Origin of the sequence: Bradyrhizobium sp. BLXBL-03, assembly GCF_051853015.1 — a bacterium.
In the GTDB taxonomy this organism is placed as follows: domain Bacteria; phylum Pseudomonadota; class Alphaproteobacteria; order Rhizobiales; family Xanthobacteraceae; genus Bradyrhizobium; species Bradyrhizobium manausense.
The window spans coordinates 7,274,224-7,296,000 of record NZ_CP182470.1 but is presented as its reverse complement, the minus strand read 5'-3'; the positions used below and the strand labels follow the sequence as shown (position 1 = coordinate 7,296,000).

At 59.5% G+C, this 21,777-nt stretch carries 15 protein-coding genes and 4 pseudogenes; 11 read left to right on the top strand and 8 right to left on the bottom strand.

Going from position 1 to position 21,777, the window contains the following annotated elements; genetic code table 11:
* Positions 1-48 precede the first annotated feature (48 nt).
* From ACNJX9_RS34700 to ACNJX9_RS34690, 3 genes and pseudogenes are all read left to right on the top strand, one after another.
* Positions 49-531 (top strand): MarR family winged helix-turn-helix transcriptional regulator, encoded by a 483-nt coding sequence (locus tag ACNJX9_RS34700; RefSeq protein ID WP_439410181.1) that lies wholly within the window; start codon positions 49-51, stop codon positions 529-531.
* Positions 532-692: 161 nt separating this feature from the next.
* Positions 693-1,712, top strand: a complete 1,020-nt coding sequence (locus ACNJX9_RS34695) for an IS110 family transposase (protein WP_439406482.1) — start codon at positions 693-695, stop codon at positions 1,710-1,712.
* Between the two features lie 236 nt (positions 1,713-1,948).
* Positions 1,949-2,961: pseudogene (locus ACNJX9_RS34690) on the top strand (IS3 family transposase); the annotation flags it as partial.
* Positions 2,962-2,969: 8 nt separating this feature from the next.
* Here ACNJX9_RS34690 and ACNJX9_RS34685 read toward each other — a convergent pair.
* The gene (locus ACNJX9_RS34685) at positions 2,970-5,039 is read right to left on the bottom strand and encodes a recombinase family protein (protein ID WP_439406484.1); all 2,070 of its coding nucleotides are present in this window, start codon (positions 5,037-5,039) and stop codon (positions 2,970-2,972) included.
* Positions 5,029-5,199 (bottom strand): hypothetical protein, encoded by a 171-nt coding sequence (locus tag ACNJX9_RS34680; RefSeq protein WP_439406486.1) that lies wholly within the window; start codon positions 5,197-5,199, stop codon positions 5,029-5,031. The genes ACNJX9_RS34685 and ACNJX9_RS34680 overlap by 11 nt, the downstream gene beginning before the upstream one ends.
* Positions 5,200-5,625: 426 nt before the next feature.
* Here ACNJX9_RS34680 and ACNJX9_RS34675 point away from each other — a divergent pair.
* Positions 5,626-5,805, top strand: a pseudogene (locus tag ACNJX9_RS34675) (IS3 family transposase); the annotation flags it as partial.
* Between the two features lie 138 nt (positions 5,806-5,943).
* On the opposite strand, the gene ACNJX9_RS34670 reads toward ACNJX9_RS34675, so the two are convergent.
* From ACNJX9_RS34670 to ACNJX9_RS34655, 4 genes are all read right to left on the bottom strand, one after another.
* Positions 5,944-7,002: a hypothetical protein gene (locus ACNJX9_RS34670; protein ID WP_439406542.1), complete on the bottom strand. Its 1,059-nt coding sequence runs from the start codon at positions 7,000-7,002 to the stop codon at positions 5,944-5,946.
* Positions 7,003-7,510: 508 nt separating this feature from the next.
* Positions 7,511-8,656 (bottom strand): IS630 family transposase, encoded by a 1,146-nt coding sequence (locus ACNJX9_RS34665; protein WP_439410180.1) that lies wholly within the window; start codon positions 8,654-8,656, stop codon positions 7,511-7,513.
* Between the two features lie 108 nt (positions 8,657-8,764).
* Entirely contained in the window at positions 8,765-9,772 is a 1,008-nt protein-coding gene (locus ACNJX9_RS34660; protein WP_439406540.1) for a LysR family transcriptional regulator, read from the bottom strand.
* Between the two features lie 274 nt (positions 9,773-10,046).
* Complete coding sequence (locus ACNJX9_RS34655; protein ID WP_439406539.1) at positions 10,047-10,943, bottom strand: LysR substrate-binding domain-containing protein; 897 nt, start codon at positions 10,941-10,943, stop codon at positions 10,047-10,049.
* A gap of 143 nt (positions 10,944-11,086) precedes the next feature.
* On the opposite strand from ACNJX9_RS34655, the gene hglS reads away from it, so the two are divergent.
* The 6 genes and pseudogenes from hglS (at position 11,087) to ACNJX9_RS34625 (ending at position 18,035) form a co-directional block, all read left to right on the top strand.
* Positions 11,087-12,538, top strand: a complete 1,452-nt coding sequence (gene hglS / locus ACNJX9_RS34650) for a 2-oxoadipate dioxygenase/decarboxylase HglS (RefSeq protein ID WP_439406538.1) — start codon at positions 11,087-11,089, stop codon at positions 12,536-12,538.
* A gap of 63 nt (positions 12,539-12,601) precedes the next feature.
* Entirely contained in the window at positions 12,602-14,167 is a 1,566-nt protein-coding gene (gene amaB / locus ACNJX9_RS34645) for an L-piperidine-6-carboxylate dehydrogenase (protein WP_439406537.1), read from the top strand.
* Positions 14,168-14,181: 14 nt separating this feature from the next.
* Positions 14,182-15,414 carry a pyridoxal phosphate-dependent aminotransferase gene (locus ACNJX9_RS34640; protein ID WP_439406535.1) on the top strand — a complete coding sequence of 411 codons (1,233 nt, stop codon included), beginning with the start codon at positions 14,182-14,184 and terminating at the stop codon, positions 15,412-15,414.
* 481 nt (positions 15,415-15,895) lie between these two features.
* A complete protein-coding gene (locus tag ACNJX9_RS34635; protein ID WP_439406533.1) occupies positions 15,896-16,645 on the top strand; it encodes an electron transfer flavoprotein subunit beta/FixA family protein in 750 nt (249 codons plus the stop codon).
* Positions 16,645-17,589 carry an electron transfer flavoprotein subunit alpha/FixB family protein gene (locus ACNJX9_RS34630; RefSeq protein WP_439406532.1) on the top strand — a complete coding sequence of 315 codons (945 nt, stop codon included), beginning with the start codon at positions 16,645-16,647 and terminating at the stop codon, positions 17,587-17,589. Before ACNJX9_RS34635 ends, ACNJX9_RS34630 begins: the two co-directional genes overlap by 1 nt.
* Positions 17,590-17,665: 76 nt before the next feature.
* Positions 17,666-18,035, top strand: a pseudogene (locus ACNJX9_RS34625) (nuclear transport factor 2 family protein).
* A 480-nt stretch (positions 18,036-18,515) separates the two neighbouring features.
* Here the strand turns inward: ACNJX9_RS34625 and ACNJX9_RS34620 are convergent.
* Together ACNJX9_RS34620 and ACNJX9_RS34615 are read right to left on the bottom strand one after the other, a co-directional pair.
* Positions 18,516-18,915, bottom strand: a pseudogene (locus ACNJX9_RS34620) (IS630 family transposase); the annotation flags it as partial.
* Positions 18,916-19,192: 277 nt separating this feature from the next.
* Entirely contained in the window at positions 19,193-20,230 is a 1,038-nt protein-coding gene (locus ACNJX9_RS34615) for an IS481 family transposase (RefSeq protein ID WP_439406531.1), read from the bottom strand.
* A 439-nt stretch (positions 20,231-20,669) separates the two neighbouring features.
* On the opposite strand from ACNJX9_RS34615, the gene ACNJX9_RS34610 reads away from it, so the two are divergent.
* Positions 20,670-21,612, top strand: a protein-coding gene (locus ACNJX9_RS34610) for an IS630 family transposase (RefSeq protein WP_439404163.1) whose coding sequence is annotated in 2 segments (ribosomal slippage) — positions 20,670-21,005 and positions 21,007-21,612 — 942 coding nt in all. Because the reading frame shifts where the segments join, the coding sequence is not laid out codon by codon here.
* Positions 21,613-21,777 lie beyond the last annotated feature (165 nt).

Genomic DNA, 21,777 nt, shown 5'->3' with positions numbered 1-21,777 from the left:
CTAATGGGTAGGCGCCAGTCGAGGACAGAGCGGGTGGAAAAGACCAACATGGCCGAACATGAACAACTCGATAGAGCCGTCAGGGACTTCATCTGGAACATTGTCGAGATTCACTCCCAACTCGAGGAAATACATAAGAGCTGGGCCCAGATGTTGGGAATAACCGAGCCACAGTGGTTGATTCTTATGGCGATCGACGAGCTCGACGAAGGCCGCGGCGTGTCGGGAATAGCGGTAGCGAACAAGCTGCGAATCCATCCCGCCTTTGTGACGAATCAAACGAAAAAACTCGAGAGCGTAGGGCTGCTAGCCCGCCTAACATCGCAAGATGATGCAAGATTTCTACAAATGTCGCTAACCGAAAAGGCGCGGGAGGAAATCACGAAGCTATCGATCAAGAGACAGGCTCTCAACTCAACGATGTTCGCTGGGCTAGATGAAGAGTCGCTTCACTACCTCAATAAGCGGCTAGTCTCGATTGCCAAGAATAGTCGGTTGGCATCTAAAAAACTAAGCATAGGCATATTGTAAGGCGCGAATTGACCAGTGCTGTGTTGGTCTCGGACCAGAGCATGAAGCGCAGTCGCTTTACGGAAGAGATGGGGTATTCGGTCACGATCGCCTGACCTATTTGCTGCGCGGCACGTTTTGACTGACGATCGTGGACCAACTCTATCCGAAGGAGAAACGTCATGATCTACGTCGGCCTCGATGTTTCGCTGAATTCCGTTGCGGTATGTGCGGTGGATGAGACCGGAAAGCTTATCCGGGAGGGAACGACGTTGGCGGACGCGCCATCGATTGTGCAGTACCTCGAACCATGGGCTGGTCAAGTTGAACGGGTGGGCCTTGAGGCAGGACCGACGTCAGAATGGCTGACCGCAAATCTAATCGAACTGGGGCTGCCGGCCGTCAGTTTGGAAGCCCGCCAAGTTAAGGCGGCGCTTTCGGCCATGCCGGTGAAGACCGATCGGAATGACGCCCGTGGGATCGCGCAGGTGGTGAGAACGGGATGGTTCAAGCCTGTTCACGTCAAGAGCATCGGCAGCCAAAGGGCGCGGACGCTGGCCGCGGCTCGCAAGCATATCATCCGCTCCATCGCTGCCACAGAGCAAGTCATCCGCGGACTTCTGCGTCCGCTCGGTCTCAAAGTCGGAATCGTCTCGCGGACTCTGTTCGCGACGCGAGTTCGTGAGTTGGTCGGCGACGACGCCTTGCTGGAGGCGATCATGAATCCACTGCTTGCCGGACGTGAAGCGCTGATGCGGGAGTACGCCCGACTGCATCGTCTGGTTCTGAAGGCCGTGCGCAGTGACCCGGCTTGTCGGCTCTTGATGACGATGCCAGGGATCGGCCCGGTCTCTGCGTTGACCTTCCGCTCCACTGTGGACGATCCCAGGCGATTCCTGCATTCCCAATCCGTCGGCGCCTATCTCGGGTTGACGCCCCGGCGATACCAATCTGGCGAGGTTGATCGGGTGGGACGGATCACAAAAGTCGGAGATGGAGAGACGCGCACAGCCCTGTTCGAAGCTGCCAACGTCGTTCTCAGGCCATCAACCCGATGGTCTCCGATGAAGGCTTGGGCGGTGCGTGTTGCCCACCGGCAAGGAAGCAAGCGTGCGAAGGTCGCGCTGGCCAGAAAGATAGCTGTCGTCCTTCACCGAATGTGGGTTGATGGAACCGAATTCCGATGGACGGCGGTGGCGTAAGGACGCCATCGTCATCCCAAGAGACGCCCGTCGCGGGGCGTGGGGATGGTCGAGTTCGTATGATCTGTCGTGGCGTCCGCCCTCCAGGTCGGGTGACTACGCCGAAGAGCTTGAACCGACCATTCAACCGAATCCCATCGTGTGGCGGCTTTGCCGACCACGAACAGAAGCAAGGTACCCGCGGCACGCGCACTTAAGGGATTGACAGAAGCAGACCGAATACAGAAGCAGACCGAATACAGAAGCAGATCATCGGGATTTTGAAGGAGCACGAGGCTGGCGTATCGGTTGCCGATCTGTGCCGCAAGCATGGCGTCAGCGATGCAAGCATCTACAAATGGAAAGCCAAGTTTGGCGGGATGGAGGTCTCGGAGGCCAAGCGGCTGAGGACGCTGGAGGATGAGAACACGCGGCTGAAGCGGCTTTTGGCCGACGCCATGCTGGACAATGCGGCGTTAAAGGACCTCCTGGGAAAGAAGTGGTGACGCCCGCGGGGAAGCGGAAAGCTGTCGCCCATCTCGTGGACGCCCACGGGATGAGCGAACGGCGGGCGTGTAAAGCCATCGGCTGTTGCCGCATGTCCATCAGATATCGGGCGACCCGGGCGGACGACGCGGCCCTACGCCAACGCATGAGAGCGATTGCCGAGGTGCGCCGTCGCTTCGGCTATCGGCGCCTGCATGTTCTGCTCAGGCGGGAGGGCTATCTGGTCAACCACAAGAAACTGTTCCGGCTCTACCGGGAAGAGAGGCTCGCGGTCCGTCGCCGTGGTGGCCGCAAGCGGGCGCTCGGGACCAGGGCGCCGATGGTGGTGCCGATAGCGCCGAATGACCGCTGGTCGCTCGACTTCGTCTCGGACCAGCTCACCGATGGCCGCCGCTTCCGCATCCTGACCGTGGTCGACGAGTGCACGCGCGAATGCCTGGCGTTGGTGGCCGACACCTCGCTGTCGGGCTCCCGGGTGGCGCGGGAGCTGGACCGGCTGATCATCGAGCGCAGCAAGCCCAAAATGGTGGTCAGCGACAACGGCACCGAATTGACCAGCAACGCCATCCTGACATGGGCCGATCAGAGCCGCGTCGCCTGGCATTACATCGCGCCCGGCAAGCCGACGCAGAATGCCTTCATCGAAAGCTTCAATGGCCGTCTCCGAGACGAATTGTTGAACGAGACGCTGTTCACGTCGCTGGCCCAGGCCCGGGTCGAACTCGGACATTGGCGGGCCGACTACAACTGCGCATCAGAACACCCATCTGGCTATGTGATTGAAGAGAAGAGATTTTGCTGAGCGGGATGCGATCCCGCGGGGTATTTTGGGTTCTGTCGCGCTCGTTCGGCGATAGATTGAGCGGCAGTTGTTATCAGCCAGGTGCGGGCGAAGATCCAAGGACCATCCGGGAGAGGATGGATGGATTCGATCTCGCCGGCTTCAGCGGCGAGCCGGAGCGTCTTGGGCGCGATCTTCAGGAGCTTTGCTGCGTTGCCAAGGTTGAGCCATGGCTCGATCCCGTCCTCGGCGGGCTTGAACACCGGGATGTGGTAGTTCGAGCGCATTGATGTGACGCGCTCGCGGGTCCAGCGATTGCCATTACCGGTCTTGAGGCCGTTGCGATTGAGGAGGCCGGCAATCAGATCGTCGCTGGCGATCAGCACGAACTGACGCACGGCCTGGATGATGTCGGCGGAGGTGCTGTTGCGCTGTCCGCGCCGGCGCTTGGGCAAGCGCAACTCGCTGTGGGCGCCCCCCACCCAATGGACGATGAGAACGATCTCCGAGGCCGCGTCGTCGATATCGGCCACGACCTCATGGATGAGGGTCCGCACAATGCGCTTCTTGAGGCGAGCATCCGTGGTCGGCGCATCCCAGACCGTTTTGAGGTTCGAGGCCAGAACGCCGAGCGAGGCTGGATCAGCAAGGGGTGCGGGCGTCGCCGCATCATGCATGGCGATCTTGGCCTCAACCTCCGCCGCGTGAGCGAGCGACCTGTTCCAGCGGGCTTCCAGCTCACTGGCCACCAGCCGGTTCGCGGGATCAGTGGCATCGTATTGCCGGAAGGCTCGGTCGGCGGCATAGCGCGCCGCTTCGAGGTCGCGACTGAGAGCATCGCGTACCTGATCGCGCCGTTCCCTGGCTCCCTTGGCGGCAGCGGTTGCGGCGGCGACAGCGCCCGGACCGACGACGCCAAGCAGTGCTTCCTCGATGGCATCATCGACGCGCAGTCCGCCGAAGGCGATGCAGTGGGCCCCGCCATTGTCCATCCAGGCGCGGCTGCAGCTGTAGCGAGGGATATGGTTTTCCATGCCGGAGTACCGGAGTGTGAGCTTGCGACCGCAGCGCTTGCAGCGGATCAGACCGGCCAGCAACGCGTCACCATGCTTGGGCGCGCCGTGATGCCGACTGGTGGGAACATTGCTGCTGACCATGGTGCGAATCGCCTCGAACTTCTCCCAGCTCACATACCCTTCGTGAGTGTTGGGCTTCAGCGTCAGCCAGTCGTTCCGCGCCTTGCGGCGGATCTTCACGCTCACGCCCGCGGTGCTGTATCCCGCCGCCACAGCTGTCTTACCATAGGCATAGGCGCCGCCGTAGACCGGGTTCTCAATGATCCGGTGGATGGCAGAGTAGTTTGGTCGCCGCCAGGCCGTGTCGCCGTTGGTCTGCTTCACCGGCAAATCGAGATTGTACTCGTGGAGCCAGCAGAGCGCCTGCCGCGCGCTGCCCAGTTCCTCGACCTTGTCGAACACCAGCTTGATCGCTTCCTGGACACGCCGATCCGGGTCTTTCTCATAACGGTCGCCGGCCTTCACGAAGCCGACGGGCGCTGTCACAACCAACTCGCCCCGGCGTGCCTTCTCGTAGCGGGCCGAGAGCGAGCGCTGGCGCAACAGATCCAGCTCGTACTCGTTGAGGCTGCCCTTGAGCCCGAGCAGCAGGCGGTCGTTGCCGTGCCTTGGCGCATAGATGGTCTCTTGATCGACCAGAACGGTATCGACCACGCGGCACATCTCGATGAGTTGCTGCCAATCCCGGCTATTGCGGGCGAAGCGCGAGACCTCGCGGGCGCAAACCGCACCAACCTTGCCGAGGCAAACCTCCGCCACCATTCGCTCGAATCCGGCGCGTTGTATGCCGCCGGCGGCTGAACGACCGAGATCATCATCGATCACTTCAATCTCTGACCACCCGAGTGCCGTCAGTCGGTCTCGCATGGCGTATTGCAGCGCGCTGCTCTCGCGATTGTGCAACACCTGATGGGCCGAAGATTGACGCACGTAAAGAATCGCCTTGCGCTCCAGATGATGAGGCCTGACCTTGTCAGAGATCATGATCGACCTCCTTCGCGCGCGGCGTCGCTGTCATCGCAGCATGGTCGAGGATCAATTGCGTCATCAGGCTCGTGAGCGCTGCCCGCGCTTCTGCTGGCAGATCCAGCCATGTGGGCGCGCCGACGGCGCCGTTCGACAGGCCACTCCCGAACAGATCCATCTGATGCTGCGGCCGCGGTTGTCGATTGCGTCGGTATCCGCTCCCTGGCACTGCCGTCTGCCGTGACATGAGTCTCTCCCCGATTCTGGTCGTGAGAGGCTCTGGATGCGCCAGAAAGCAGGGCAGCTGATGGCGTTCGATCCTTCAACGCCCGATCGAGAAGCGCAGAGAGCGCCGCAAGTGCGTCAATGCTGACAAACGGCTGAGCTGTCAAAGGCTCAGCGTCAGGGCATGCTGTCCGATCGAACATCCATGCTGGAACCTCCAACCATCGATCCGCTTGCGATCCATCAAGAGAGCAGCGGAAAGCGACATCATCAGCCTTCTCGACCCTTCCATGAACGCAAACTCGGCGACCAAACCAGGGATGATGTCGGTAAAGAACCTCGCGAAGAACCGTCCTGTGGGCGTTCTTGAGCCTTGTTGTACAACGATACGCGACCTCACTCGCAACTCGGATGGAAAACACCATCGGAGTTTGCCTTCACCTGCAACCCGCGACGGGATCTGGCGCTGCGCTATGCCGATGGCTCCGCACCAGCTCCCGTCGCTACCACCGCCCATTCGGGTAAATCCAACAGCCGGGGCGAACTCAGGACTAGATAAAACTTGGGGGCAAGGTCACCGGTTACTTGGCATGCAAATGCGCGGCGGCGCTGCTACCGCGCTGGGACACGCCAAACATTGAGGCGTTCAATCCTCTCAAGCCGTGCGTGAGCAGCGCGGCTGTTGGGATCTCTTTTATTAGAAGAGCCGCCGGTCTGAATTGCTCAAGCACCAGACCTCAGTTCGCCGGCCGTTTCTTCTTTCGACAGATCGAGCAAGCCTCACGTGAGCGGTCAACACTTTCAGCATGCCAGTGAACATCGCGAAATACGCGTCAAACATCTCATCGACTTCATTCTCCTGAATGGGAGAAAAGGTCGACCTTGTGATCTCATATCTGTCACCGTTCTTCGCAAGTTGCACCTCGTCGCCGAGTGTGCGCAAGACTTCGAAAAACAGTGAGGCGATTGCGCCTGCGCTTCGCTCCGAGATTCCCATCCGGTCTGCGATAGCTCGTGCATACTGCGTGCCCAAGCCAAGCATACCCTGTTCAACCAGATAGGAGGCGTAAGGGACGCCGTACATTTCAATGAGCACTTGTGCGGGCACTGCGGCATAGCTCTCCGCATACCGCCGGCGGGCCTTAAGCAGGCGCACGTCCGGCCACTCGGCAGGGTCTAGCTTCGGGGCCGCATCCCTGTCAAAGTCTGGCGAGATTGATACTGGCTGAAATTTGAATGCCTGTTCTAACGGTATGTCGGCATCATACTCGATGAAGTACCCTTCATCATATGGATCGCCATATTGATAAAGCTTTGTGCAAACATAACCCAATCTAGGACAGCCTAGCCACGTACCGTTGTTCCTGTGCCAAGCTTTAAAAGAACCGAGCTGCACAGATGCCGGACAGGCCAAAAGACCCGATCCTGAATAGGCCCATGCTGGAGCCAGATAACGAATCCAGACCTTGCGGTCTGTTTCGCGAACGTACTCCATAGGAACATCGCCAATGAGATCGTTTCCCATGTAGTGATATTTGGCTGCAGCCACCGCAGGTGGATCATTGCGGATACCAAGCTTATCCAGGCCGGCAAGAAAGTGCTTCTTTCCGTGGCCATTCATGAAATCGTATTTGAGACGGATAATGCCTTCGTGACCCTTTTCCCTCAAGGTCACCATCTGTAGGGCGGCATATGCTCTGGACCATAGATAGGTCGAAAACTCGACATTCTTGAAGGTACTTGCGTCTTCAGCCATTAACCTGCCCCACCATCTGGTGCACTTCGAAAACGATTAGTCTTTTTGTTCACCACATCGTGGTGCAGCTTTGCTAGTCCGCGAAATCGGGGAATCTCAGCCGGATCAAACCAAGTTGCTTGGTTGCGCCGGGTGCGCGATTGGGCACCGAATCGCTGAAGAAAAGGGCGGCAACTGACTTCCGCAAAAGCATATCGTCTCCTCTTTCGCCTATTTTGGAATTGTGAACGAAGCGGCTGTAGTGAGGCCAATACCAATTTCGGCAGGAATGATGCCGAATTGGAATTGGTAAGTCCCAAGTGATTTCCAGTTCGACTAAAAAACAGCGGCAGCCGGTCTTCGCTGAGAACCGCGGAGTTGCTGGTGGGGCTGCCAGCTCAGAAGAGCTTCTATCGAAAGAGTGACCCGAGAGGCTGAGGGTGGTCCTCAGTGGTTCTGTCGCTCGCGACCACGCTCCGGATCGCTACTGGGCGGCAACTAGGTCAGCGTTTTCTTGGTTGGAATCATATCAGGCAGCCTCGGCGAGTTTGTAGGACCACCTGTGGATGACCGGATGGCGATTGATGTCGTCGATACCAGCCACGATGCGTACCTTGAGTTCATGTTTTGAGGCCACCCGGATATGGCGCAGGACTGAACGGGCGAACTTGGAGAAGAATCCCTCGATGAGATTGAGCCACGAACCGTGCTTGGGGGTGAAGGTGAGCTCGAAGCGTCCGACCGGTCGAGTGGCGAGCCAGGCTCTGGTTTCTCTCGATATGTGCGCGGAATGATTGTCGAGGATCAACTTGATCGCAGTGTTCGGCGGAAAGGCAGCATCGATAAGCCTGAGGAGTTCGATGAACTCTCGACTGCGGTGGCGATCTTTGACAAGGGCATGGACCTTGCCGGTGAGCAGATCAATCCCAGCCAACAAGCTGAGCGTGCCGTGGCGTTTGTATTCATGGTCGCGCGCAAAGGTGGCGTGGACGCCAGGCTTGGGCGGCAAATCCGGCGCCGTCGTTGCGATGGCCTGGATTCCCGGTTTCTCGTCGCAGGAGACGATCGTCACCGGCTTTCCCCGCCTCTTTGCCTTGGCAGAGGCTTTCTTCAGGACTTCGACTTCACGATAGACGCACAGGACCTCCGCCATCTTCTGTTCGAACTCGGCGTCGCGATTTTCAAGATAGTAACGCACCTTGTGCGGCTTGATTTCCTCTTGGCCGAGGATCTTGCACACCGTTCCCTGGACCAAATTGGCCAAACACGCATGCCCTGCCGCCGGCCCGTGTTCGCGCGCATGGCGCGCCAAAAGCCGCGTCGTCCACAACTCATGTGGATAGCCGTGGTCCTTGGCCTTGTCGCACGCCAGCGACACCAACCAGGCTTTGGCTTCAGGCGTGATGGTTGGTTCCTTACCCGGTCGCGGGCGATCGTCGAGGGCTGCCAGAGGGCCATCGGCCAGCGCCCGCTCGACACAGCGCTGCACCGTCTGATGATGAACCCCGAGCCTCTGGCCCACCGCGCAGAACGAAGGATTTTCCCGATACGCCAGCAGCATCTGCGCCCGCGACACTCGGCTCGCCAGTTCGATCCTCGACCGCGAAAGCGTCGTCAACGTCGCAATCTCTTCATCACTCATTGCCAATTCGACCGCTCGCCGCCTTCCTGCCATGATACAACTCCTCGCTTCGCCGACCGCAAACGAGGAATCCGCCAACAACCCGTCCGTTCCACCAATCCAGCCCCGCTCAATGAGCGCAGGTTTCATGGAATCGGTCGTCTAGTGCCCTCGTGCGGTCAATAGATGACCTCGCGCGGCAACACCCGCGCCGGCTGATTTGCCGGGCCGCTTGGTTGACGGACGTTTACTGTCAGGGCGCTGCATCGGGACCCAGCCGTCATGTTGCTGAAGTGATGTCAATATTGTGCTTACTGCCAGTCGAGACAGGCGATCCCAGCTATCAGAACGGCAAACGGCAGAGGTCCACCAATGGAGCGGCGAACCCCCAAGCGGCTTCCAGGTCAATTCGCCAGATCCAGCATGACCTCGCCTCTTTAGCAGCCTCTCGGTTGTGAACGTCAGGGCCTGCTCCGAGGTCAGTAGAGCCGCGGTCGTCCTCACACCGTGAAGGACTGTTGGAGGATCGTATCCCCCAGCTCGACAGAGCTCCAAAATGTCATCGTACACGCCTGGGGCGAGGTGGCGATGAAACATGACCAGCGGGTAGGGCCGCAGGTCCGGCAATTCCAACTTCTCACGCTTTGCTAATGGATGATCGGTATGCATCACCACACCGAGCGTCTGGCCCAAGGACAATGATATCCTCAATCCACGCGCATCGAACGGATGCCGAAGCACCGCCACGTCGACCTCGCCTGCACCGAGCAGCTGCTGCTGTTCAGCCGTGGTTGCTTCAGTCATGTGCACTTCTACGTCTTCTCGCCGTAGCTGATTAACGACGTCGAGCAGCACGCTCCGTGAAGTATCCGGAGGTAAAGAAATGCGCAATCGTCTAGACTTGCTCGGAGAGGTAGCCCGCGCAACTCGCATTGCAGAATCAAACGCTTCAACCGCAGCTCGAGCTTGGGGCAGCAAAGCTTGCCCTGCCGCTGTCAGGCTGACGTGCTTGCTTGAACGATCAAACAGACGCACGCCGAGCTCTTTTTCCATGTCGGCGATCCGCTTGGATAGCGGAGGCTGGCTCATGTGCAGGTCGCGCGCTGCCTTCGCGAAACTCAAGCCCTCAGCTACCGCCACAAAATATCGCAGGTGCCGAATGTCCATCATATGACTATTTTAGGACACCAGCTCAATTGAGCGCAACGAAATTCCAGCGGTAGCAATGTCGAATTGAGCCGGGAAGGAGCCGGGAAGGTGTCACGGCGACCTCCAATACGGCAGTGGGAGGAGCGTTCGACCCTGGTTGCGCTTACCCTCGAGTTCTATGACCGAGTCAAAGCGCTTGCCGCAGGGGCGAGTATTTTGCAAAGCTGCGCAGCTGCTAGCCCAATGGCGCGGATCGCATCCTCGCTCCGGTGATGAATGCGAGAGATCAGCAATCTCATCGGTCTGCGACGGTTTCGGCGAGCAGCCACTCGCGAAATGCGACAAGGGGCGGGTGGGTTGATCGCTCGGGCGGCCATACCAGATAGTATCGTTCGGCGCTTTGCATCGGCAAATCAAGGGCGAGAACGAGATTGCCGCTCGCCAATTCCTCCTGAATTAGGAACGTAGGCAGTAGCGCAACGCCGACGCCGACCATCGCGGCTTGGGCGACCGTTGCAAACTGATCGAAGTACATTGTCTGTCCGGATCCGCCCGGCACGTCATGTGCCGAGAACCACCGATCCCAGGCATTGGGTCGGGTGGCGATGCTGAGCAGCGGCGCCTTTCTCAGATCGCTTGCCCCGCAAAATCTGTACTGATTCTTCAGCTCGGGGCTGCAGGCGGGGACGACCTGTTCAGAGCGCAGCAAGGCCATCTCAACACCTGGCCAGTCCCGTGGCCCGAAATGAATGGCTGCATCGAGGGCTTCTGTCCGGAAATCGAAGTAGGTCAGACGAGTCGCAAGATTGATGGTGATTCCGGGATTCTGTACCAGAAACTTGGGAAGCCGTGGCGCAAGCCAGCGTGTGCCAAACGTTGGCAGTATGGCGAGATCGAGCGTGCCTCCCCTGGGATTGGCGTGAAGGTTGAAGGACGCTGTGCTGATCTTGCGCAGCGCTTCGCGTATCTCGCGCGCATACGCCGCGCCGGCGGCGGTCAGGCGAATAGATTGCCGTTCACGTGCGAAGAGCTCGACCTCGAGCTGCTCTTCCAGGAGCTTGATCTGCCGGCTGACCGCGCTCTGGGTCAGGCTGAGTTCCCGGGCGGCCGTAGTGACGCTGCCCGTTCTGGCGGCCGCCTCGAAAGCTGCGAGCAGCGCTGTAGATGGGAGGAATCGTCGCGGCGTATGCATCTCTCATTCCAATATAGAATGATCTATTGAGAAATATCGTTTGATTGCATTGAAAACACGAGTGTAATCTCAAAGTACCATACCGATTTAACATGATCCAGTGAAGCTTCCTCCGAGTTGGGGGGAAGACCAAGGAGTTGCCAATGGCCGGGCGGTACGCTCATCCGGATTATACTCGCGATCTGTTCTCGCGTGCGATGTCCGACATGTATCGCGCTGAAGTTCCGCAATATGGGGCGCTCCTGGAGCTTGTCGCTGACGTCAATGCCCAGACATTGCGTGCCAATGCTAGCTTGCGTGCGAGCCTTGAGCAAAGCGGCGAATTGGAAAGATTGGGTGTCGAGCGCCACGGTGCGATCCGGCTCGGCACGGCGCGGGAGCTGTTTGATATCGCGCGCGTCTTCGCCGTCATGGGCATGCGCCCGGTCGGCTATTATGATTTATCGGTGGCTGGGGTTCCGGTCCATTCCACTGCGTTTCGTCCGATCACGGAGGGCGCTCTTCGCCGCAATCCGTTCCGGGTATTCACGTCCCTTCTCCGCCTCGAATTGATCGAAGACCGCGCGCTTCGCGCCGAGGTAGAAACGATCCTAGCTGCGCGCCAGATTTTCACGCCCCGTGTTCTCGAGCTCGTGGCGATATTTGAAGCCGAAGGCAGGCTGACTTCACCGGAAGCGCAGGAGTTTGTTCGCGAGGCGCTGGAAACCTTCCGTTGGCACAGTGACGCGACTGTTGATCTGGCGGCCTATCAAAAACTGCACCGTGCCCACCGGTTGATCGCTGATATCGTTAGCTTCAAGGGCCCGCATATCAACCATCTCACGCCGCGGACTCTCGACATCGACGCCGTTCAGGCTGGCATGCCTCGACACGGCATCGTGCCCAAAGCAGTTATCGAGGGACCGCCGCGGCGCAATTGCCCAATCCTCCTGCGCCAGACCAGCTTCAAGGCGTTGGAAGAGCCGATCGCTTTCAAACAAAATGCAAGTGAGCCCACAGCGGGAACCCATACCGCACGCTTTGGCGAAATCGAGCAACGTGGGGTTGCGCTGACCGCGAAGGGGCGGAGATTATACGACGAGCTACTTGCATCTGTCCGTCGAGATGTCCAACTCGGTGCCACGAAATCGAGCCCCTCGACCTACGGCGCCATGCTCTCGGAGTCCTTTAGGTCATTTCCGGACGACTGGGCTGAGCTACGATCACAAGCGCTCGCGTTCTTCCGCTATTCGGCGACTGAGGCTGGTCTCGCGTCGGCCCATAGCGACAAGTCGGCAACGACTGTCGATGAACTGATCGCCAATGGCTTTCTGCAGTTTGATCCGATCATATACGAGGATTTCCTCCCCGTCAGTGCCGCCGGCATTTTCCAATCGAATCTCGGCGCGGAGGAGCAGAAAAGCTACGCCGCACAATCAAGTCGAGCTCAGTTCGAAGCGGCGCTTGGCGGCGCGGTGCACGATGAATTACATCTCTATGCACTAGCGGAAAAAGCCTCGCTGAAATGTGCTCTGGAGCAGCTCGGGGCGCCCCAAATCGCCTTTGCGAGAGAAGAAAATATGGTTCTCGCGTGCGCGGCTTTAGCCGACTCTTGAGCCCGGGTACTGGCTTGTGACGCATGTATGATCGGATCAAACGCCCGAATGAGGGAAGACGTGATGTCCATTAAAGCGGGCGCGCACACGCAAGTCCGAAAGCTCGAGCTTAGGGGGGCAGTTGTAGGCTTATTGACCGAACTCGGAGTGACTCGAGACCGCTACACGGAAGGTGCACTCAAAGTGCACTCGCCCATCACGGGCGAGATCATTGGAGAGGTCCAGGCGACGGGCGCTCGCGAAGCTGCTGCGGCTATTGAAGAGGCGCATGCGGCTTTCCGCGCATGGCGGTTGGTACCAGCCCCCAAGCGTGGTGAGCTCGTACGCTTCCTTGGCGAACAGTTGCGAGCAAATAAGGAGGCTCTGGGGCGGCTAGTCTCGATAGAGGTCGGTAAGATCATCTCGGAAGGACTTGGTGAAGTCCAGGAGATGATCGACATTTGCGACTTCGCGGTTGGGCTGTCTCGCCAACTCTACGGGCTCACTATCGCGACAGAACGAGGCGAGCATCGAATGATGGAGAGCTGGCATCCGCTAGGCGTCACCGGAATCATTTCGGCCTTCAACTTCCCGGTCGCAGTGTGGGCATGGAACGCAGCGCTTGCACTCGTGTGCGGCAACAGCATCGTCTGGAAGCCATCAGAGAAAACACCTCTCACGGCTCTGGCCACCCAGGCGCTGCTCGAACGCGCTGTGAAGCGTTTTGAACGAGAAGGCGGGGTCGTGCCGGAAGGCCTTTCGGCCGTATTGTTCGGCGGTCGCGAAATCGGCGAACTTCTCGTCGATCATGACAAGGTCGCGTTGGTGTCGGCTACCGGATCGACTGCAATGGGCCGCGCGGTCGGACCCCGCCTTGCCAAACGCTTCGCGCGCGCAATTCTAGAACTCGGTGGCAACAATGCAGCAATCGTTACGGCCACTGCCGATCTCGACTTGACGCTACGTGGGGTCGCCTTCGCCGCGATGGGAACGGCAGGCCAACGCTGCACGACGCTTCGGCGATTGTATGTGCATGAGGGGATCTATGATGCCTTCGTCTCGTGCCTGAAGCGCGCCTATAAGTCAGTGACGGTCGGCAATCCGCTGGAGGGCGATACACTGGTTGGTCCACTGATTGATGAGGCAGCCCATCGGGGAATGCAAAGCGCGCTTGAAGCGGCGAAAGCCGCCGGTGGTCTCCTGCATGGCGGCGAACGCGTGACCATCGGCGGCGCCGCTGATGCCTACTACGTGCGTCCGGCGGTGGTCGAAATGCCCGCACAGACCGGGCCCGTCGAGCATGAGACCTTCGCGCCCATCCTTTACGTCATGAAGTATAGTGACCTGGATACCGTGCTCGAGCTTCACAACGCTGTTGCCCAGGGCCTTTCTTCCTCCATTTTCACAAATGACCTGCGCGAAGCCGAAACCTTTCTGTCAGCGCGTGGCTCTGATTGCGGCATTGCCAATGTCAATATTGGCCCGTCCGGTGCAGAAATCGGCGGCGCATTCGGTGGCGAGAAAGAGACCGGCGGCGGCCGAGAATCTGGGTCCGATGCCTGGAAGGCCTATATGCGCCGCGCGACGAACACCATCAACTACGGCCGGACCCTGCCGCTCGCCCAAGGCGTCAAGTTCGATGTGGTCTGAGTGAGGGTTCGGGCGTGAACGCTCCTGTTCAAGTACAATCATCCGTGTTCCGACCGGCGAGCCGCTTGGCACCGATCGGCGTCTCGAAAATCCTGAAAATTACAGGCATGGCCGAGGAGCTCAAGCGCCGGGGTGGGGATATTATCGTGCTCGGGACGGGCGAGCCTGATTTTGACACTCCCGACTACGTGAAAGACGCGGCCAAGCGCGCCATGGATGGCGGTGCGACGAAATATACGGCGCTCGATGGTACTCCTGAACTGAAAGCTGCTATCCGCGCGAAGTTCGAGCGCGAGAACGGTCTTGAATTCGCGCAGGATGAGATCACCGTCTCGGCGGGTGCCAAACAGGTTCTCTTCAACGCCATGATGGCGACGCTCGACATCGGCGACGAAGTCATAATCCCTACGCCGTACTGGGTAACTTATGCGGACATGGTCTTGCTCATGGGCGGCAAGCCGGTGTTCGTACCCTGTCGAGAGGTTAATGGTTTTCGCTTGACCGCGGAGGATCTCGTCCAAGCGATCACGCCGCGGACGCGATGGCTCATATTAAACTCACCATCGAATCCATCTGGTGCCGCCTATTCCGACGCAGACTACCGGCCGATATTTGACGTGCTGATCGCCCATCCGCACGTCTGGCTCATGGTGGATGACATCTATGAGCACATTGTCTACGACGATTTCCGCTTCGTGACGCCCGCCGCGATCGAGCCTTCTCTTCGTAACCGCACACTGACGATCAACGGCGTCTCCAAGGCCTATGCTATGACGGGATGGCGAATCGGCTATGCTGGCGGGCCAAGCGAGCTTATTCGCGCGATGGCGGTCGTTCAGAGCCAATCAACCTCGTGCCCATCTTCGATCAGCCAAGCCGCTACCATTGCAGCGCTCAGTGGCCCTGCGGAGATTGTGAGAGAGCGATGCCGGTCCTTTCAGGCACGTCGCAACTTGGTGATAGGTGCATTGAACAAGGTCGACGGTATAAGTTGTCGGATGCCAGAGGGCGCGTTCTACGCCTTCGCCGGATGCGCCGGCCTGATCGGTAGGATCACGCCGGATGGTCAGCTCATCACTAGCGATGCCGATTTCGCCGAATATCTCCTGCGCAGCGTTGGCGTGGCTGTCGTTCCGGGCTCCGCTTTCGGGCTCGAGCCGTATTTTCGGATCTCCTACGCCACCTCAGTTTTGGAGCTTGAGGAAGCATGCCGCAGGATCGCGCATGCCACGGGTAGATTATCTTAACGTGGAACGCGTTCTCAGACGTAGCTCGACCGCTCAGCTGCGCCATTGGTCAAGTCCTCGGACCAAGTTGTTGTGGGACCGATTTTCTGAGGTTGTTCGTCGCACTACTCCTCCACGGACTATCACCGGTCGCCCCCTTCGCGGGCGGCCACTTTCTTCCTCGGCCGACCTAAGCCCGCGAACCCACTTTCATACCCAAACCTGGGTTAACTGGCTTGACTGATGAACAGAGCAATATGGCGATCTCGTTTTCCAGGGGTGCCGATCAGCTGGACCATCCGAAGCACGCCATCCCCAGTTCATGCCCAACGAAGTGCGATCAAAAAGTCCGCAAACTCTCGATAGCTTATTCAACGCTACACCCATAGCAAACTGCAGCCAAGCTTCTGCGCGTAGCTCAGAATAGAGCGAGTTCAAGTCGTGCTGAACAGTACGGCGTTAGTTGATAACTCCCCTTCCCAAAATAAGTGAAAGAGGATCGATGAAGGTCTTAGTGCCGGTAAAGCGGGTGGTCGATTACAACGTCAAGGTCCGCGTCAAGGGCGATGGATCGGGCGTTGAACTCGCCAACGTCAAGATGTCGATGAACCCATTCGACGAAATCGCGGTCGAGGAAGCGCTGCGCCTGAAGGAAGGCGGCAAGGCCACCGAGGTCGTGGTGGTCTCCATTGGACCGGCGCAGGCGTCGGAGACGATCCGCACCGGTCTTGCCATGGGCGCCGACCGCGGCATCCTGGTGAAGGCGGACGGCAATGTGGAGCCCCTGGCGGTCGCCAAGATCCTGAAGAAGGTCGCCGACGAAGAACAGCCGGGCCTGATCATTCTGGGCAAGCAGGCGATCGACGACGACTCCAACCAGACCGGCCAGATGCTGGCCGCGCTGCTCGGCTGGTCGCAGGCGACGTTCGCCTCCAAGCTCGAGGTCGAAGGGAGCGACTTCAAGGTCACTCGCGAGGTCGATGGCGGCCTGCAGACGGTGAAGCTGAAGGGACCGGCGATCGTCACCACCGATCTCCGCCTCAACGAGCCGCGCTATGCCTCGCTGCCCAACATCATGAAGGCGAAGAAGAAGCCGATCGCGGAGAAGGTCGTCGCCGATTACGGCGTCGACGTCACCGCGCGCCTTGAAGTTCTCAAGACGACGGAGCCACCGGGCCGCAAGGCCGGCGTCAAGGTCAAGGACGTCGCCGAGCTGGTGTCGAAACTCAAGAACGAAGCCGGGGTGCTCTGATGACGACGCTTCTGATTGCTGAACACGACAATGCGTCGCTGAAGGATGCGACCAATAAGGCCCTGACGGCGGCCGCCGCCCTCGGCGCCGAGGTTGACGTGCTGGTCGCAGGCCAGAACGCCAAGGGCGCGGCCGACGCCGCCGCTAAGCTCGCTGGCGTGAAGAAGGTGCTGCTCGCCGACGGCGAGGCTTACGCCCACGATCTCGCCGAGCCGCTGGCGGCGCTAATCGTCTCACTGGCGTCCGGCTATGACGCGATCGTCGCGCCTGCGACCTCGCGCTTCAAGAACGTGATGCCGCGCATCGCAGCCCTGCTCGATGTCATGCAGATCTCGGAGATCATCAAGGTCGTCGCGCCCGACACCTTCGAGCGGCCGATCTATGCCGGCAACGCCATCCAGACGGTGAAGTCGAAGGACGCCAAGAAGGTCATCACGGTGCGCACCTCGACCTTCGCCGCTGCGCCGGCCGGTGGCGGCGCGAGCGTCGAGAGCGTCGCGGCGGCGGCCGATCCGGGCCTGTCGTCCTTTGTCGGTGAGGAAGTCGCCAAGAGCGACCGCCCCGAGCTGACCTCGGCGAAGATCATCGTCTCCGGTGGCCGCGCCATGCAAAGCCGGGAAAACTTCGCAAAGTACATCGAGCCGCTCGCCGACAAGCTGGGCGCCGGTGTCGGTGCCTCGCGCGCGGCGGTCGACGCCGGCTATGCGCCGAACGACTGGCAGGTCGGCCAGACCGGCAAGGTCGTGGCCCCTGAGCTCTATGTCGCCGTCGGCATTTCCGGCGCGATCCAGCATCTCGCCGGCATGAAGGACTCCAAGGTGATCGTCGCAATCAACAAGGACGAGGACGCGCCGATCTTCCAGGTCGCCGACTACGGCCTGGTCGCCGACCTCTACCAGGCGGTTCCTGAGCTCACCCACGAACTCGGCAAAAAGGGAAACTAACCTACAAAACAATCCGCCGGTGTGTTCGCCGGCCACACCTACTTCGAATTGGAAGCTGCTTTCAAGAATAACGCAAATGGTGAAGCATAACCTCTGGCGTTTCTCATCGCGGCATCAATGACCGCCATGTGGGAATATCGACGCTCTCATTGGCGAGGATATTGACCGGGAACTCTATGGACCTATCGAGATGTTGCCATTTCTAGGCGTTCGGCGTGGCAAGTCCTCAATGCTGGATGCGATTCGCCAGATCGCTGACAATTTTTGCGTTCGGCGTTTCGGCCGCGAAACATCATGCCCGGACTCGATTCAGTAGCGTCCAGGGTGCGCTGTTTTCTGGTCACACGACCTTGATCTCGTTGCGCGTTGCGCAGTTCGCTCAGTTCAAGGCTTGCCGGCTCATCAACACGCGCGTGCTCGTCGACACCTTTGATCTGGTCGAGTAGGGGCTCGGTCGGCCAACACATCTCCCGAACGTGAGTGGGCACTGTCACGATGGAAATGGGTCCGCCTTCCCGGCCTAGCCTTTCCTGCGGGAGGTTGCGCGGCCTTAAGCACGGCCGAATGGGCCGCACGAAGGCATTGTCGGTGCCCTGATGAGCAAACAATAACTTCATGTCAGACGCGGCGCGGGATCAGCCCCAACAGAAGCTAAGATTCGGAAAAGTTGCGAACTGGCACCTATGCAGCCGCGTCCCTTAGAGTCGGCAGCCGCCAAACGCACACAGTCAGTTCCAACCTCGTATCAGTTCGTGCGAAATTGCTATTGGCATCATGAAAGGCAATACGTTCACAGCCTTCTTTCTCAGCTCGCGAGGCTGCCATTTGTCGGCGGCCGGCCTGCAAAGCAACTTCGCTAAGGCCCGCAAGCTCGCGAGTCTTGACGATGCAAGCCCCTGCGACACCACGATCTCCGACACCGGTTCGCGGTGACCAGGCTCAGGCTTTGGCACCACTCCGGCGGAGTGGGTTGATGGACTGTCCTGGACGACCCGGATGATCTCGGCATCGGGATAATGGATGTCGACGAGGTCGCGCATGCCTTGGGCATAGTCTTCCGCCGCACGCCGCTCGGTGACTTTGACCTTGCGCCAGGGACGATGCGCCTCGAGGAGAACGAAAAGATTGACGATTGACGTATCGTTGCCACGATACTCGTAATCGTTACGTTCGAGTGGGCTAGACTCAGCCGGGGTGGGCTGACGCGCCTCACCGATGAGCTGCACCTGGCTTTCGTCGAAGCACACCACCGGCCGCCTGGGATGGGGGCGCCTCGGCATAGAGGTCCTCCATGCTGAGGGCATATTCACGATCGACCTGCGGAATGCGTCAGCGGCCAGCAAAATATGCGCGCGCTTAAGCTTGCGGGATCCATGCTTGCCGCCGCTGAGCAGTGCCGTGAGTTTGGTGCGCTCGATTTGGCTGAGCTCGACCCGATAGCGTACATTCATGGCGTGCCTGCTTGTTCGAGGCACGCACCAACAACTGAATCGAATGGCCGGCGTGTGTCCTTCGGCAGAAACCTACGTGTAAAAGAAGGGACTTGAGCTGACAGTGGGTGCTTTGTCGCGGCAGGTGTCCGACAAAGATTTCGTGTCCGACCTCACGCAGCCGGCAACAATTTCTCTCTCGACAGAGCACTTGCGTCAAGCAAGGTTTGCATCGGCGTCTTGCCGTAGCACCAGCGCCCCTGATGCGGGCGCACCTCATTGTAGGCAGCGATCCACTCATCGAGATCGCTCTGCAACGCAGGGATGCTCGGATAGATCTTCTTGCGGAACGCGACGCGATAGAACTCTTCGAGCACGGTGCGGTGGAAGCGCTCGACAATGCCGTTGGTCTGTGGGCTCTTCGTCTTGGTGCGGGTGTGATCGATGTCCTCGACGGCGAGGTAGAGCTCGTATTCGTGATGCTCCGGATTGCCGCAATACTCGGTGCCGCGGTCGGTCAGGATCCGGTTCAGCGGGATGCCCCGCGCATCGAAGAACGGCACCACGCGATCATTCAACAGTTCGGCCGCCGTGATCGGCGTCTTGCGATCATACAGCTTGGCGAACGCCACCTTGCTGTAGGTGTCGATGAAGGTCTGCTGATAGATCCGCCCGACCCCCTTCATGTTGCCGACATAGAAGGTGTCCTGCGCACCACAATAGCCGGGGCACTCGCTCTCGAACTCGCCGTGCGCTTCCTTCTCGGACTTGGCCTTTTCCAACGCAACGAGCTGGGCCTCGGTCAGCACCAGGCCGTCCTGGGCCATCTTGGCCTCCAGCGCCGTCAGCCGCTTCTTGACGTTGGCGAGGTCGTGACGCAGCCACACCGCCCGCACACCGAACGGGGAGATCGACAGGCCGCGGCTCCTGAGCTCATTGCTGACTCGCACCTGGCCCCAGGCCGGCTGGTCGATCGCCAGCTCAACGACAGCCGCCTCGACCTCCGGCGCGACCCGGTTCTTCAGGATCGGTTTCTTGCGGCTGATCTCAATCAGCGCCAGCTCGCCGCCCTTGTCGTACAGTTCCTTGAACCGGTAGAAGCTGTCGCGGCTATAGCCCATCATCCGGCAAGCCTGGCTGACATTGCCGAGCTGCTTGGCCAATTCCAGCATTCCGACTTTCGCGCGAATGACCTTCTGTTCCTGGGTCATGGTAACGTCTCCTGTGAGACGCTGCGGGCTGCGCGGGAGCGCCCTTTGGGTGAGCGCTCCTGCTCGCCCGCAGCTCCATTCCCTGCCAGTTCAAACCTTGCCGTCAGATTAAGTCGAAACTTCTACAACCTACGGCTCGGCCGCAGGCCCCTGGCCGAACCCGAATGAAGGAAAATTTCCGCGTCAGCCCGCCTTCGGTCCACCAGATGGTGCTGACGCTGGAACGCGCCGGCCTCATCAGAAGGCAGCCAAGAACCCCTCGCAGCATCGAGGTCCTCGTCGATCCAAACACAAACACTTGCGCTGATCTGACAAGACCCAACCCGTCAAAGTCACTGTGCAGAGCAACTAGAGCATGATGTTTTTGACTGGAATCGGGGTTCCCAGAGCGGGCGATTTCTGATTCAAGCTCCATGCTGGAGTGCGGAGGCCAGCATGGATGACGCGCCCCTATTCGGAAGACATCCGTGAACGTGCCTTGGCTCGCGCTGACGCGGGCGAGACGGTTCGTTCGATCGCGAAGGCGCTACAGATCAGCCCCTCGTGCGTGACGAAGTGGAAGAACCTAAGGCGTGATACCGGAGGCCTGGCGCCCGGCCAGATCGGCGGCCACAAGAAGCGGGTTCTGTCGGATGCCAACGCCGACTGGCTGCGCAAACGCATTCGCTCGGGGCCATTCACCTTGCGCAAGCTGACGCAGGAGCTGGCCGCACGGGGGATCAAGACAGACGTGCGGGCGGTGTGGACTTTTGTTCACGCCGAGGGGCTCAGCTTCAAAAAAAACGCTTCTACCAGCCGAGCAGGATCGCCCAGACGTCGCCCGTAAGCGGACCCGATGGAAAGCGCATCAAGGCAGGATTGACGTCACGCGGCTGGTTTTTATCGACGAGACGTGGATCAAGACCAATATGGCGCCGCTACGCGGCTGGGGGCCTTGTGGGCAGCGCCTCCAAGCCTCTGCACCTTTCGGCCATTGGAAGACCATGACCTTCATCGCGGCGCTGCGTCATGATCGGATCAGTGCGCCTTGGGTGATTGATGGTCCCATCAATGGTGAACTCTTCACGCTGTACGTCGAGAAGGTGTTGGCACCCACCCTCGCACCGGGCGAGATCGTCGTTCTCGACAATCTTGGCAGCCACAAGGGCAAAGCGGCTCGCCAAGCTATCCGCGCCAGAGGAGCCCACCTTATCTTCTTGCCGCCCTACAGCCCTGACCTCAACCCGATCGAGCAGGTCTTCGCCAAACTCAAACACCTCATGCGATCCGCAGAACCCCGTGACGTCGAGGCAACCTGGCGGAAGGTTGGTGAACTCCTCGATCTCTTCTCCGAGGCGGAGTGCACCAACTACTTCAAAAACTCAGGCTATGTTTCCGTGTAAATACATCATGCTCTAGCATATGATGCGACGAACTTCCGTTCCAGATGACTAGCGTCCCTGATGCTAAGCTGGGAGGAGCGGGCTGAATTGGAAAGGCGTTGGCGGGCCGCCGCAAGACGGCAGCGCCAATGCGAGAGAGCTCGGACTACTTTTCTGTGAACCGGC